Genomic DNA, 12,760 nt, shown 5'->3' on the forward strand with positions numbered 1-12,760 from the left:
GCCTGGTAAACGTCTGACAGGGGACGCCGACACGATGGTCGACGACTTGCTCGAGCTGGCGATGGACGACCCGTCCGCGGCCACGGCGGCGGCCCGCCGGGTGATCGCCGCGCGGGGCGACGCCGCCGGGGTGGCGCTGGCCCACCGGACGCTCGGCGTGGTGCTGCGCGACGGTCACCAGGTCGGCCTGGCCCTGCGGCACCTGCGGCGAGCCGTGGCCGTCGCGACCGCGACCGGCGACGCGGCGCTGGCCGCCGACGTCCGCGCCACGCTCGGCATGACGCTCTGCGTGGCGGGCCGCGAGCGCGCGGGGCTCGCCGAGCTCGACGCGGCCGCCGCGGTGGCGGGCGACCACCGGGCGATGACGCTGATGCGCCGGGCCGCCGCGCTCGGCCTGCTCGGGCGCCACGACGACGCCGGACACGACTACGGAGCCGCCGTCGACCTCTTCGCGGCGGCCGGCGACCGGGTGTGGGAGGCCCGCGCGCGGCACAACCTGGGCTGGAACGCGCTCGAGGCCGGTCGCACCGACGTCGCCCGCGCGGAGACCGAGCGGGCCCGGGCCCTGTTCGCATCGGCCGGGCTCGAGCTCGACGAGGCCTGGGCGCGGCAGAACCTCGGCGAGGTGGCCGAGGCCGAGGGGGACCTGCCCCGCGCGCTCGCCATCTACGACGCCGTGCACGAGCGCTACGACCAGCTCGGGCACGAGCGCACCCACCTCGCCATCGCTCGGGCGCAGGCGTTGATCAGGGCCGGCCTCCACGACGACGCCGTCGCGGTGGCCTCGAGCGCGCTGGGGAGGCCGGCGTTCCCGCAGAACGTGGCGTGGCTGCACCTCGTGGTCGCCGAGGCGGCCTCGGCCGCGAGTGACGACGACCGGGCGCGCGAGCACGCCCGCGAGGCCCGGCGGCTGTTCGCCCGGCTCGGCAACCGTCAGCTCGAGCTGCGGGCCCGGCGGGCCCTGCGGCGGGGCGCGCCGTGGCGCGCCGGCGCACTGCGGGTGGCCGCCGAGCTGCACGGCAGCCGCTCCGACCTGAGCCCCCCGGCGCTGCTGCTGGCCGCCTCGCTCGCCCCGCACCACCGGGCCACGCTGCTCGCCGACGCCGCGACCTACCGGCGCAGCAGCCGCGACCTCGTGCGGGCCTCCGGATGGCTCGCGACCGCGCTCCTGCACGACGAGGACGGCGCGCCGGGGCGGGTGCTGCGGGCCTGCGGCCGCGGTCTCGACGCGCTCGACGAGCACCGCGAGACGCTCGGCAGCACCGAGCTGCGGGCGCTCGCGACCACGCACGGCCGCGACCTCGCCACGCTGGCGCTGCGCCACGCCGTCCACCACCCGCGCACGCTGCTGCGCTGGAGCGAGCGCTGGCGGGCCACGGCGCTCGCGCAGCCGTCGGTGACCCCCGGCGACGAGCCCGTGCTGGCGTCGCTGGCCGCCCTGCGCGACAACGGACGCCGCCTCGCCGAGGCCCGCGCCGACGGCGCCCCGACCGACCAGCTCGAGGGCGAGCGCGCCCGGCTCGAGCGGGCGGTGCGCGCCGAGCACCACCGCCAGTCGGGCACCGGGCCGGCCGGTGAGCGGTTCGACGTCGCCCGCCTGGTCGCCGAGGTGGGCGACGGCTGCCTGGTCGAGCTCGTCGACGTCGACGACGTGCTGCACGTGCTCGTCGTCCACGACGGGCGGGTGCGCCGTCACGTCGCCGGCACGACGACGGCGGCGCTGGCACTCACGCGGTCGGCGGCGTTCGTGCTGCGCCGGGCCGCGCGCGGACGGCCGTTCGCCCCCGGTGACCTCGGCCGGCTGCTGCAGGCCGAGCTGCTGGGCGACGCGGCCGGACGACTGCCCGACGGGCCGGTCACCGTCGTGCCGACCGGCCGGCTGCACGGCGTGCCGTGGGCGCTCCTGCCCGCACTGGCCGGGCGGCCCTTCGCCGTCGTCCCGTCGGCGGCGCAGTGGCTGCGGGCCCACACCGTCCGGGCGCCCACCGGCGCTCCGCTGGTCCTGCTGGCCGGGCCGGGGCTGGGCACGGGCGGGGCCGAGGTGCCCGTGCTGGCCGGGCGTCGTCCGGGTGCCGTGCTGCTCGACGGCGACCGGGCCACCGTCGGCGCCGCGATGGCGGCCCTCGACGGCGCCGCGCTCGCCCACGTGGCCGCCCACGGCCGGTTCCGCGCCGACAGCCCGCTGTTCTCGGCGCTCGAGCTGGCCGACGGTCCGCTGACCGTCTACGACCTGGAGCGCCTCGACCGGGCGCCGCACCGCGTGGTGCTCTCGGCGTGCGAGTCGGGCGTGCTCGCCCCCGTCGGTGCCGACGAGCTGCTCGGGCTCGCCTCGGCGCTCTTCGCGCTCGGCACCGCGGGCCTGGTGTGCAGCGTGGCGGAGGTCAACGACGACGCCACCGCCGCGCTGATGGTCGACCTGCACGCCCACCTCGACGCCGGCCTCGAACCGGCCGCGGCCCTGTGCCGCCTGCGGTCGGGCGCCGGCGGCGTCGCCGCGGCGACGGCGGCGAGCTTCGTGGCGATGGGCGCTTAGCCGGCGTCCGCCCCGACGCGGGTGCGCGCCGGGGCGGACGGGGGTCAGGCCTGCGACGCCTGACCCGACGAGCTCGACTCGAGCGTGGCCGTGGCCCCCTCGGTGGTGCGCTTGAGCAGCGCCTCGAGGTCGATGCCCGTGGTGGTCTTGAGCATCGACAGCGTCTGGACGACGTTGTCGTTGACCTGGCGCGGCAGTGCGCCGGCGCCCTCGGTGGAGACCACGGTGAGCTGGTCGATGGCGGCCATCGGCGCCGCGACCTCCTTGGCGATCTTCGGCAGCACCTCGATGAGCATCTGCAGCACCGCGGCGTCGTTGTAGTGGGCGAACGCCTCGGCGCGCTTGTCCATCGCCTCCGCCTCGGCCTGGCCGACGGCGAGCGTGGCGGCCGCCTGGGCCTCACCCTCGGCGCGGGTGGCCTCGGCCTCCGCGACGCGGCGGGCCTTCTCGGCCTCACCGCGCTTGGCGCCCTCGATCGCCTCGGCCTCGGCCAGCGCCGACCGGCGGGCCCGCTCGGCCTCTCCGGAGAGCCGGTCCTGCTGGGCCTGGGCCTCGGCGGCCGCGATGGTGGCGGCCTTGCGGGCGTCGGCGGCGGCGATCTCGGCCGAGCGCTTGGCCTCGGCCTCCTGCTCGACGCGGTAGCGCTCGGCGTCGGCGGGCTTGCGGACCTCGGTCTCGAGCTTGCGCTCGGTCAGCGCCGCCTGCCGGACGGCGACCTTCTCCTGCTCGAGGAGGATCGCCTGGTCACGGTCGGCCTGCGCGAGCGGGCCGGACGCCGCGGCGGTGGCCGCGGCCGCGTCGGTCTCGGCCTTGATCTCGGCCTGCTTGAGCGCGAGCGTGCGCTGGGAGACCGCGATCTCCTGCTCGGCGGCGATCTGCGCCTGCTCGGCCGCCTGCCGGGCGTTCGCCTCGGCGATGCGGGCGGTCTGGCTGACGCGGGCGGCCTCGGGACGTCCGAGGTCGGCGAGGTAGCTGCCGTCGTCGGTGACGTCCTGGATCTGGAAGGTGTCGAGGATCAGGCCCTGGCCGGTGAGGGAGTTCTCCGACTCGTCGGCCACGCGCTGGGCGAACGCGGCGCGGTCGCGGATGATCTGCTCGACCGTGAGGCCACCGACGATGGAGCGGAGCGCACCGGCGAGCACCTCCTGGGTGAACGGCTCGACGTCCTGCTGCTGGCTGAGGAAGCGCTGCGCGGCGAGGCGGATCTGGTCGGCGTTGCCGCCGACCTTGACGATGGCGACACCCTCGACGTTGAGCTTGATGCCCTGACCGGACACGGCGCCGCGGATGGCGACGGTGATGCGTCGCGACGACAGGTCCATCGTCGCCTGCTTCTGCACGAACGGGATGACGAAGACGCCGCCGCCGAGCACGACCTTCTGGCCCGACAGGTCGGTGCTGAGCTGCCCCGTCTCGGGGTTGAGCACCGCCTTGCCCTTGCGGCCGGTGATGATGAACGCCTGGTTGGGTCCGGCGACCTTGTAGCGGCTGGTGATCAGCAGCACGAGCAGGAGGACGAGGACCACGAGCCCGATCACGGGGCCGAGGGCGGAGTCGAACATGAGGCTCCTTCTGGTGGGTGTTGAGTTGTGCGATTCGTGGGGGTGGTGCGGCGGGAGTCAGTCGGCCGGGGGCAGTGCGCTCCACAGCGGCGACACCGTGACCGCGGTGGGGGAGAGCACGCTGGTCACGTGGACCTTCGTGCCCGCCTCGAGGGCCAGGTCGGCGCGGGCGTTGAAGCGGAGCGTGTGGCCTCCTACCCAGATCTCGACCGATCCGAACCCCTCGTCGGGCACGGCCGAGAGCACCCGGCCCTCGCGGCCGATGACGTCGTCGGGCTCGGGCACGTCGTCGGTCGCGCCGCCGCGGACCAGGCGGGTCAGCGCGCCGGCGCCGACGCCGAAGACCACGCCGGCTGCGAGCCCGACCCCGACGGCGACCGCGTCGGGCGCCCCGGCCTGCAGCGCCACCGCGCCGCCGAAGCCGAGCGCGGAGACGAAGGCGCCCACGACCTCGGTGGCGAACCAGTCGCCACCGAAGGAGTCGAAGACGTCGCCGAGCACGAGGGCGACCGCGATGACCACGAGTCCGATGACGCCGAGCGCGACGAAGAGGGCCATGCCCCACCCTAGTCCGGGGTGCAGGGTCGTGCCGCCACCGGTCCGCGCCTGGTCTGCACCCGGTCTGCCCTGCGGGACCGTCCGGAGCGCCACGACCCGACGCTCATAGGATTCGGCCATGACTGAGCCCCTCGCCGCCCGCGACGCCATCGCCGCGCTCCAGGGGCACGAGGCCTGGGCGATCATCCGTCGCTCGACCCGTGTCGGCGGCAAGGACACCGTCGGCCTGATCGGCGGACGCCGCAGCGAGGTCTCCTCGATCCTCGACGTGCCGCTCGAGGACGGCGTCCCCGAAGCCGGGCACATCGCCGACCGGCTGGTCGCGATCCCGTTCCGCCAGGTGACCGAGCGGGGCTTCGAGGCCCACGACGACGGCACCCCGCTCGTCGTCGTCGACGTCGAGACCGAGCGCGAGTACTCCGTCGCCGAGGTGATCGAGGCGATCGACGACGTGCCGGTCGAGTTCGGCGACCGCGGCGGCTTCGAGACCGACGACGACGAGTACGGCGAGCTCGTCGGCCGGATCATCGCCGAGGAGATCGGCCAGGGTGAGGGCGCCAACCTCGTCGTGGGACGCCACTACCGGGCGACCGTGGCCGACTGGGGCGCCGACAAGGCGCTCGCGGTGTTCCGGCGCCTGCTCGAGCGCGAGCGCGGCGCCTACTGGACCTTCGTCTTCTTCACCGGCGACCGGTTCCTGGTCGGCGCGAGCCCCGAGCGGCACGTGACCGTGCACGACGGCGACGTGCGCATGAACCCGATCTCGGGCACGTTCCGCATCCCGGGCGCGGGCGACGCCCGCGCCGCTCTCCTCGACTTCCTGCACGACGAGAAGGAGATCTACGAGCTCTTCATGGTCGTCGACGAGGAGCTGAAGATGATGTGCGACATCTGCCACGAGGGTGGCCAGGTTCTCGGCCCGTTCCTCAAGCCGATGAGCCGCCTCGTGCACACCGAGTACCTCCTCGCCGGGCGCACCGACCGCGACCCGCGCGAGGTGCTGCGCGACACCATGTACGCCGCCACGGTCACCGGCTCGCCGGTCGAGAACGCTTGCCGCCTCATCAAGCAGTACGAGACCGAAGGACGTGGCTACTACGGCGCCGCGCTCGCGATCCTGGGCCGCGACGCGAAGGGCGGTCCGGTCGTCGACAGCCCGATCGTCATCCGCACCGCCGACGTCAAGCCCGACGGGCGGCTCACCGTCACCGCCGGCGCCACCCTCGTGCGTGACTCCGACCCGGCCTACGAGGTCGCCGAGACCCACGCCAAGGCCGGCGGCATCCTCTCGGCGTTCGGGCTGGTCCCCCCGGCGCCGGTGCCCGACGTCGACATCGCCGAGCTGGTCAACGACGAGGACGTGCTGCTCAGCCTCAACGCGCGCAACCGCCGGCTGAGCCGCTTCTGGCTCACCGACCAGGCGGGCGCCACGCCCGACCCGCGCCTCGCCGGCAAGAGCGTCGTGATCCTCGACAACGAGGACGACTTCGTCAACATGCTGCGCCACGTGCTCGGTGTGCTCGGCCTGCGCTCCACCGTCGTGCGCCACGAGCAGTACCAGCCCGGCGTGCTCGACGGCCACGACCTCGTCATCGTCGGCCCGGGCCCGGGCGACCCCCGCGACGGCGACGACGCCAAGATCGCGGCCGTGCGCGCCGCCGTCGACGAGCTGCTCGCCTCGGGCCAGACCTTCCTCGCCGTGTGCCTCGGCCACCAGACCCTCTGCGGGCGCCTCGGCATCCCGCTGGCCTACAAGGACATCGTCTTCCAGGGCACCCAGTCGGCGATCCCCTACGACGGCGGCACCGAGCGGGTCGGCTTCTACAACACCTTCGTCGGCCGCGTCGGCGCCGGCGACGTGCTGCCCGACGGCGTCAGCGTCGACGTCGACGCCGCCACCGGCGACGTGCACCACCTGCGCGGCCCGCACTACCGGGGCATCCAGTTCCACGCCGAGTCGATCCTCACCGAGCGGGGCTACGACGTGTTGCACGGCCTGGTCTCCGACCTGCTGCTCGACTGAGGACGCCGGTGCCCCCGGACGTCGTGGTGGTCGACCACCACGACTCCTACACCTGGAACCTCGTGCACCTGGTGGCCTCCGTGACCGGGGTGCTGCCCACCGTGGTGCAGCACGACGAGACGACCGCGGCCGAGGTGCTGAGGCACGCGCACGTCGTCCTGTCGCCGGGGCCGGGGTCGCCCGACGTGCGCGCCGACTTCGCGGTGGGGCGCGAGGTCGTGCTGGCCGGGCGTCGTCCGGTGCTCGGTGTGTGCCTGGGCCTGCAGGGCCTCGTGACGTCGTACGGCGGCCGCGTCGGCCGGGTGCGGCCGGCGCACGGCGAGGTGGCGCGCGTCGAGCACGACGGCCGGGGCGTCTTCGCCGGCGTCCCGCAGGGGCTCGCCGTGGTGCGCTACCACTCGCTGGCCGCGCTGGAGGTGCCCGACGAGCTCGAGGTGACCGCCCGCTCGGAGGACGGCGTCGTGATGGGCGTGCGGCACCGCGAGCGGCCCCAGGAGGGCGTGCAGTTCCACCCCGAGTCGGTCCTGTCCGAGCACGGCGCTCTGCTGGTGGCGAACTTCCTGGACGCGGCCCGGTGAGCGCCGACGTCGAGGCGGTCTTCGCCGAGGTCGCCGCCGCGCACCGCCGGTGCTTCTGGCTCGACGGCGGCGGCGCCCGCGCGTGGTCCGGACGTCGCTCGATCCTCGGCTGGCTCGACGACGACGACGTCTCGCTCACCTACTCCGCGTCGCGGCGCGAGGTGACCCGGTGGTCCGGCGGCCGCGGCGTCGTCGTGGGCGACGACGTCTTCGCGGTGCTCGAGGCCGAGCTGGCGACCGCGGCGGGGCAGTGGTTCGGCTACCTCGGCTACGCCGCGCGGCCCGACCTGCCCGCCACCACCGACGAGTGGCTGCCGGACGCCGTGTGGATGCGTCCCTCGCACGTGCGCTCGTTCGAGCACGAGACGTCGTCCGGGGCCGCGGCGCTCGGTGCGGCGCCGCACCTCGAGGTCGAGAGCGTCGACGAGGGCTACGCCGCCGGCTTCGCCCGGGTGCAGGAGCACCTGCACGCCGGCAACACCTACGAGACCAACCTGACGTTCCGGGTCGAGGCCCGCGGCGGCGGTGACCCGGCGTCCACCTACCGGCGCCTGCGCACGCTCAACCCGGCGCCCTACGCCGGGTTCCTGCAGCACGACGTCGACGGCGCCCGGGCCTGGCTGTTGAGCTCGAGCCCCGAGCGATACGCGCTCGTGGGCGCCGACCGCACGATCGAGACCAAGCCGATCAAGGGCACGACCCCCCGCGGGGCGTCGTCGGCCGACGACGAGGAGCAACGTCTCCGACTTGCTACGGATCCGAAGTATCGTGCCGAGAATCTGATGATCGTCGACCTGCTGCGCAACGACCTGGCCCAGGTGTGCGAGGTGGGCTCGGTCGAGGTGCCCGAGCTGATGGCCGTCGAGTCGTACGCCACCGTGCACCAGCTGGTCTCCACCGTGCGGGGCCGCCTGCGCGACGACGTCTCGACCGTCGCCGCGTTGCGCGCGCTCTTCCCGGCAGGGTCGATGACCGGCGCACCGAAGCTGCGCACGATGCAGATCGTCGCCGACGTCGAGACGGTGCCGCGCGGGCCCTACGCCGGCGCGTTCGGCTGGGTCGCCGCCGACGGGCGCGCCGACCTCGGCGTCGTCATCCGCAGCCTGACGACCGACGGCGGGGGCACCTACCGGGTCGGCACCGGCGGCGGCATCACGGTGCTGAGCGAGGTCGGCGACGAGTGGGCCGAGGCCCGCCTCAAGGCCGAGCGTGTGCTGCGGGCGCTCGCTCCCTGACCTCCCGGGGAGGACCTGGCTACTCCGTGGGCGCGTCGGTGGGCGACGAGCCCGGGGCCTCGTCGCTGATGCCGGACTCGGCCGCGTGGGCGGCGAGCCCCTCGAGCATCGTGGTGACCGCGGCCTCGACCGCCGCGCGGTCGGCCGGGGCCGGGTCGAGCGCGTTGACGACCTGCACGAGCCGGCCGTTGCGCACGAAGCCGGTGACGGCGAGCGTGTCGTCGGCATCGACGTCGCTGACGACTCGGGCGTCGTCGGCCCCGGCGACGGTGGGGCTGCTGACCCGGGTGTCGGCGCCGTCGGCGAGCACGCCGAACGACTTCAGCAGGTCCTCGAGCGTGCCGGCGTAGAGCTGGTAGTTGACGTCGATCGCGGGCCCGCCCTCGGTGGTCGGGCTGAACGTGCACGTCGGCTCGGAGTCCGACCCCCGGCGCACCGTGAAGGTGGTGCCGAACGCCGTGGAGACGGCGGTGTCGTCGAGGCCGTCGCACGGGTTCCACAGCTCGGGCGGTGCCGTCGGCAGGTCCGGCGGGGTGCCGGTGGCCTCGGTGTCGTCGCCGCCACCGCAGCCGGCGGCCAGCAGCAGGACGGCGGCCAGGGCGGCCGTGAGGCGGTGGGTGCGGGTGCTCATCCCGACCATTCTCCCGACCGGCCCGGCAGCTCCAGCACCAGGCGGGCTCCGCCGCCCGGGGCCTCGTCGGCCCAGACACGCCCGGAGTGGCGGTCGGCGACCTGGCGCACGATCGAGAGCCCCAGGCCGGAGCCCGGCATGGCGCGCGACTCCTCGGCCCGCCAGAACCGGTCGAAGACGTGCGGCCGGTCGGCCGCGGCGATGCCGGGGCCGCGGTCGTCGACCGTGAGTCGTGCGACGCCCTCGTGCTCGACCAGGCGCACCGCGACGACGGTGCCGGGCGCGCCCCACTTGGCGGCGTTGTCGAGCAGGTTGGTGACCGCGCGCTCGAGCGCGGGAGCCTCGCCGACCACCGACCAGTGCACGGTCTCGACGTCGAAGGTCTTGTCGACGGCGCGCCGCCGCACCCGCTGGACGGCGGCGTCGACGATCTCGCCGAGGTCGACCTCACCGACCACGGGCGCCAGCGGCTCGTCGCGCGCCAGCTCGGTGAGGTCGCCGATGAGCGTGGTCAGCTCGTCGGTCTGGGCCCGGATGTCCTCGAGCAGCTCGGCGCGGGCCTGCGGCTCGATGGCGACCTGGTCCTGGTCGGCCTGCACGAGCAGGTCGACGTTGGTGCGCAGCGAGGTCAGCGGCGTGCGCAGCTCGTGTCCGGCGTCGGTGACGAGGCGGCGCTGGCGATCGCGCGAGGCGCCGAGCGACTGCAGCATCTCGTTGAACGCCGCGGCCAGCCGGGCCACCTCGTCGGCGCCCTCGATCGGCAGCGGGTCGAGGCGCTCGGTGCGCGCGATCGTCTCGACCGACGTCGTCAGGCGACGCACCGGGCGCAGGCCGTTGCGGGCCACGAACCACCCGGCCATCGCGGCGCCGACGACGCCGAGCAGGCCGAAGCCGAGGCTGACGAACCCGAGTCGCGACAGGAAGTCGTCCTGGCTCTCGAGCGAGCGCGCGATGAGCACGGCGCCCGCGCCCTCGACGGGGTAGGCCAGGAGCCGGTAGCGGTTGCCGTCCTCCAGACGCACGGTGCGGATGGACTGGTCGCGCTGCCCGAGGGCGACCTCGAGCTCGGGCTCGCCCAGCAGCTCGGTCGCGTTCTCGACGCCGTCACGGCCTTGCACGTAGGCGTTGTCGCCGATGACGAGCACGGCCGCCAGCCGGATGTCGGAGGCCCCGAGCGCGTAGGTGCCGAGGTTGTTCTGCGGGGTCTCCTCGTTGGTGAGCCCGTAGCTGGCCACCTTCTTGGCGCGGTCGTGGAGGTCCTGGTCGAGCTGGCTCTGCAGCTGGGCCCGGGCCGAGACGTAGACGCCCACCGACAGCACGGCGACCGAGATGCCCACGGCGAACACCGTGAGCAGCGTGACGCGGCTCGCGAGGGAGCGTCGGTAGTGCCAGCGCAGCGGCTGGGGGACGATCCGGGCCGCCGCGCCCGGCGGCTGGCTCGGACGGGGCCCCGTCGGCGGGGGCGGGGGAGGCGGTGGCGGCGAGGCCGGCTCCCCCCACCGCTGCTCGGGCGGCGCGGTCACGTCAGGACTCCTTGAGCACGTACCCCACGCCGCGCACGGTGTGCAGCAGCCGCGGTTCGGCCTCGGCCTCGGTCTTGCGGCGCAGGTAGCCGACGTAGACCTCGAGCGAGTTGGCGGTCGTGGGGAAGTCGTAGCCCCAGACCTCCTCGAGGATGAACGAGCGGTCGAGCACCCGGCGCGGGCGGCGCAGGAACAGCTCGAGCAGGGTGAACTCGGTGCGGGTGAGGTCGATGCTGCGCGAGCCGCGGAGCACCTCGCGCGTGGTGACGTTCATGGTCAGGTCGGAGAACGAGAGCGTCTCCTCGCCGTCGTGGTCGCTCGGCACGGCACGGCGCAGCAGGGCGCGCAGGCGGGCCAGCAGCTCGGGAAGCGCGAACGGCTTGGTCAGGTAGTCGTCGGCGCCGGCGTCGAGGCCCTCGACCCGCTCGCCGACGGCGTCGCGCGCGGTGAGCACCAGGATCGGCACGTCGTTGCCCGCGCTGCGCAGCGCCCGCGTGGTCTCGAGGCCGTCGAGCCTCGGCATCATCACGTCCATCACGACGACGTCGGGCCCGACGCCCGCGATGCCGGCCAGCGCCTCGGCGCCGTCGCCGGCGAGGTGCACGTCGTAGCCGTTGAACTCGAGCGAGCGACGCAGCGACTCGCGCACGGCCTTGTCGTCGTCAACGACGAGCACGCGCGGCTTGGGCGGGGCAGACACGCCTGCCAGCATCGCACGACGGCCTGAGGTGGTTCTGAGAATGAGCCGACGCGGCGTCAGGCGTAGCGGCGGGCGACGTCGCCGGCGCGGGCGCCGTAGCCGCCCCCGAAGAGGCAGGCGTGCACGAGGAGGGGGAAGAGCTGGAAGAGGCCGGTGCGGTCGTCCCAGCCGTCGGCGAGCGGGCTGACCTCGGTGTAGGCGTCGACGACGCGCTGCAGGTGGGGGAGGCCGAAGAGGGCGAGCATGGCGAGGTCGGTCTCGCGGTGGCCGCCGTGGACGGCGGGGTCGATGACGGCGGGGAGGCCGTCGGCGGCCCAGATGACGTTGCCGTTCCACAGGTCGCCGTGCAGCCGGGACGGCGGCTCGACCGGCACGAGCTCGCCGAGCCGGGCGGCGACGGACTCGACGGCAGCGGCCTCGGCGGGGTCGAGGACGCCGCGGTCGACGGCGAGCCGCGCGAACGGGATGAGACGCCGTGTCGCGTGGAACTCGGCCCACGTGTCGACCGGCGAGTTGGGCAGGGGGAGGCGTCCGATGAAACCGTCGGCGCCCCCGAAGGACGGCGCCCCTGCGGCGTGGGTGACGGCGAGGGCTCGGCCGAACGCCGCGGCGGAGTCCTCGGAGGTGCGGCCGGGCTCGACCCAGGCGAGCAGCAGGCAGTCGGCGTCGACGGCGAGCACCTCGGGGACGACGACGCCGCCGTCGGGCGTGGCCTCGGCCAGCCAGCGCAACCCGCGTGCCTCGGTCTCGAAGAACCCGGGTGGCGCCTGGGTCATCGACTTCATCAGCGCGGTGGTGCCGTTGCCCAGCCGCAGCTTGGTGGCGGTGGCGATGTCGCCGCCGGCCACGGGGGCGGTGGCGACCACGGCCGAGCCGAGCAGCTGCTGGGCGCGGCGGGCGAGGTGCGGCTGGCGGGTCATCGGGCCGCCCGCAGGTCGGGGAGGTCGTCGAGGGCGTCGACCAGTGCGTCGCAGCTGCGCTCCACCATGGCCAGCACCTCCCGGAACCCGTCGTCCCCACCGTAGTAGGGGTCGGGGACGACGGCGCCGGGCTCGTCGGGGTCGAGGTCGCGCAGCAGGAGCACCCGGTCGCCGCGCCCGCCGATGTCGGCGAGGTTGGCCTCGTCCATGGCGAGCAGCAGGTCGTGGTCGTCGCGCCAGTGGTCGGCGTACTGCTGGGCGCGATGGCGGGTCGGGTCGTAGCCGGCGTCGGCCAGGGTGGCGGCGGCGCGGTCGTCCATCGGGTCGCCGACGTGCCAGCCGCCGGTGCCGCAGCTGTCGACCGAGACGACGTCGTCGAGGCCGGCGTCGGCCAGCTTGGCCTGCAGGACGACGTCGGCCATCGGTGAGCGGCAGATGTTGCCGAGGCAGACCATGCCGACCCGGTAGCGGCCCGGCTCGCGGGGGGCAGGGATCAC

The 12,760-nt window shown here is 74.9% G+C and carries 11 protein-coding genes; 4 read left to right on the forward strand and 7 right to left on the reverse strand.

Features of this window, described 5'->3' with window-relative positions:
* Positions 1–34: 34 nt before the first annotated feature.
* The gene (locus ABFT23_RS11250) at positions 35–2,533 is read left to right on the forward strand and encodes a CHAT domain-containing protein (protein WP_347895176.1); all 2,499 of its coding nucleotides are present in this window, start codon (positions 35–37) and stop codon (positions 2,531–2,533) included.
* Between the two features lie 44 nt (positions 2,534–2,577).
* Here ABFT23_RS11250 and ABFT23_RS11255 read toward each other — a convergent pair whose 3' ends face one another.
* Positions 2,578–4,095 carry a flotillin family protein gene (locus ABFT23_RS11255; protein WP_347895178.1) on the reverse strand — a complete coding sequence of 506 codons (1,518 nt, stop codon included), beginning with the start codon at positions 4,093–4,095 and terminating at the stop codon, positions 2,578–2,580.
* Between the two features lie 57 nt (positions 4,096–4,152).
* Positions 4,153–4,653 (reverse strand): hypothetical protein, encoded by a 501-nt coding sequence (locus tag ABFT23_RS11260; RefSeq protein ID WP_347895180.1) that lies wholly within the window; start codon positions 4,651–4,653, stop codon positions 4,153–4,155.
* Between the two features lie 118 nt (positions 4,654–4,771).
* On the opposite strand from ABFT23_RS11260, the gene ABFT23_RS11265 reads away from it, so the two are divergent.
* The 3 genes from ABFT23_RS11265 to ABFT23_RS11275 are packed head-to-tail and all read left to right on the forward strand — an operon-like array spanning position 4,772 to position 8,489.
* The gene (locus tag ABFT23_RS11265) at positions 4,772–6,676 is read left to right on the forward strand and encodes a chorismate-binding protein (RefSeq protein ID WP_347895182.1); all 1,905 of its coding nucleotides are present in this window, start codon (positions 4,772–4,774) and stop codon (positions 6,674–6,676) included.
* An 8-nt stretch (positions 6,677–6,684) separates the two neighbouring features.
* The gene (locus tag ABFT23_RS11270; RefSeq protein ID WP_347895184.1) at positions 6,685–7,254 is read left to right on the forward strand and encodes an anthranilate synthase component II; all 570 of its coding nucleotides are present in this window, start codon (positions 6,685–6,687) and stop codon (positions 7,252–7,254) included.
* Positions 7,251–8,489 (forward strand): anthranilate synthase component I family protein, encoded by a 1,239-nt coding sequence (locus tag ABFT23_RS11275; RefSeq protein ID WP_347895186.1) that lies wholly within the window; start codon positions 7,251–7,253, stop codon positions 8,487–8,489. Before ABFT23_RS11270 ends, ABFT23_RS11275 begins: the two co-directional genes overlap by 4 nt.
* 19 nt (positions 8,490–8,508) lie before the next feature.
* Here ABFT23_RS11275 and ABFT23_RS11280 read toward each other — a convergent pair whose 3' ends face one another.
* Genes ABFT23_RS11280 through ABFT23_RS11300 form a run of 5 tightly spaced genes read right to left on the reverse strand, consistent with a single transcriptional unit; the run spans position 8,509 to position 12,760 of the window.
* Positions 8,509–9,120: a hypothetical protein gene (locus ABFT23_RS11280; RefSeq protein ID WP_347895188.1), complete on the reverse strand. Its 612-nt coding sequence runs from the start codon at positions 9,118–9,120 to the stop codon at positions 8,509–8,511.
* Positions 9,117–10,643 carry a sensor histidine kinase gene (locus tag ABFT23_RS11285; protein ID WP_347895190.1) on the reverse strand — a complete coding sequence of 509 codons (1,527 nt, stop codon included), beginning with the start codon at positions 10,641–10,643 and terminating at the stop codon, positions 9,117–9,119. The genes ABFT23_RS11280 and ABFT23_RS11285 overlap by 4 nt, the downstream gene beginning before the upstream one ends.
* A 1-nt stretch (position 10,644) precedes the next feature.
* Positions 10,645–11,343, reverse strand: a complete 699-nt coding sequence (locus ABFT23_RS11290; protein ID WP_347895192.1) for a response regulator transcription factor — start codon at positions 11,341–11,343, stop codon at positions 10,645–10,647.
* Between the two features lie 56 nt (positions 11,344–11,399).
* On the reverse strand, positions 11,400–12,263 hold the full coding sequence (locus ABFT23_RS11295; RefSeq protein ID WP_347895194.1) for a fructosamine kinase family protein: 864 nt from the start codon (positions 12,261–12,263) through the stop codon (positions 11,400–11,402).
* The gene (locus ABFT23_RS11300) at positions 12,260–12,760 is read right to left on the reverse strand and encodes a low molecular weight protein-tyrosine-phosphatase (protein ID WP_347895196.1); all 501 of its coding nucleotides are present in this window, start codon (positions 12,758–12,760) and stop codon (positions 12,260–12,262) included. The genes ABFT23_RS11295 and ABFT23_RS11300 overlap by 4 nt, the downstream gene beginning before the upstream one ends.

It is taken from the genome of Nocardioides secundeburneus (genome assembly GCF_039939255.1).
In the GTDB taxonomy this organism is placed as follows: Bacteria; Actinomycetota; Actinomycetes; order Propionibacteriales; family Nocardioidaceae; genus Nocardioides.

Bases quoted from the DNA above. Each gene is read 5' to 3' on its own strand.
- ABFT23_RS11250 (WP_347895176.1), top strand. From the start codon at position 35: ATGGTCGACGACTTGCTCGAGCTGGCGATGGACGACCCGTCCGCGGCC.
- ABFT23_RS11255 (WP_347895178.1), bottom strand. From the start codon at position 4,095: ATGTTCGACTCCGCCCTCGGCCCCGTGATCGGGCTCGTGGTCCTCGTC.
- ABFT23_RS11260 (WP_347895180.1), bottom strand. From the start codon at position 4,653: ATGGCCCTCTTCGTCGCGCTCGGCGTCATCGGACTCGTGGTCATCGCG.
- ABFT23_RS11265 (WP_347895182.1), top strand. From the start codon at position 4,772: ATGACTGAGCCCCTCGCCGCCCGCGACGCCATCGCCGCGCTCCAGGGG.
- ABFT23_RS11280 (WP_347895188.1), bottom strand. From the start codon at position 9,120: ATGAGCACCCGCACCCACCGCCTCACGGCCGCCCTGGCCGCCGTCCTG.
- ABFT23_RS11295 (WP_347895194.1), bottom strand. From the start codon at position 12,263: ATGACCCGCCAGCCGCACCTCGCCCGCCGCGCCCAGCAGCTGCTCGGC.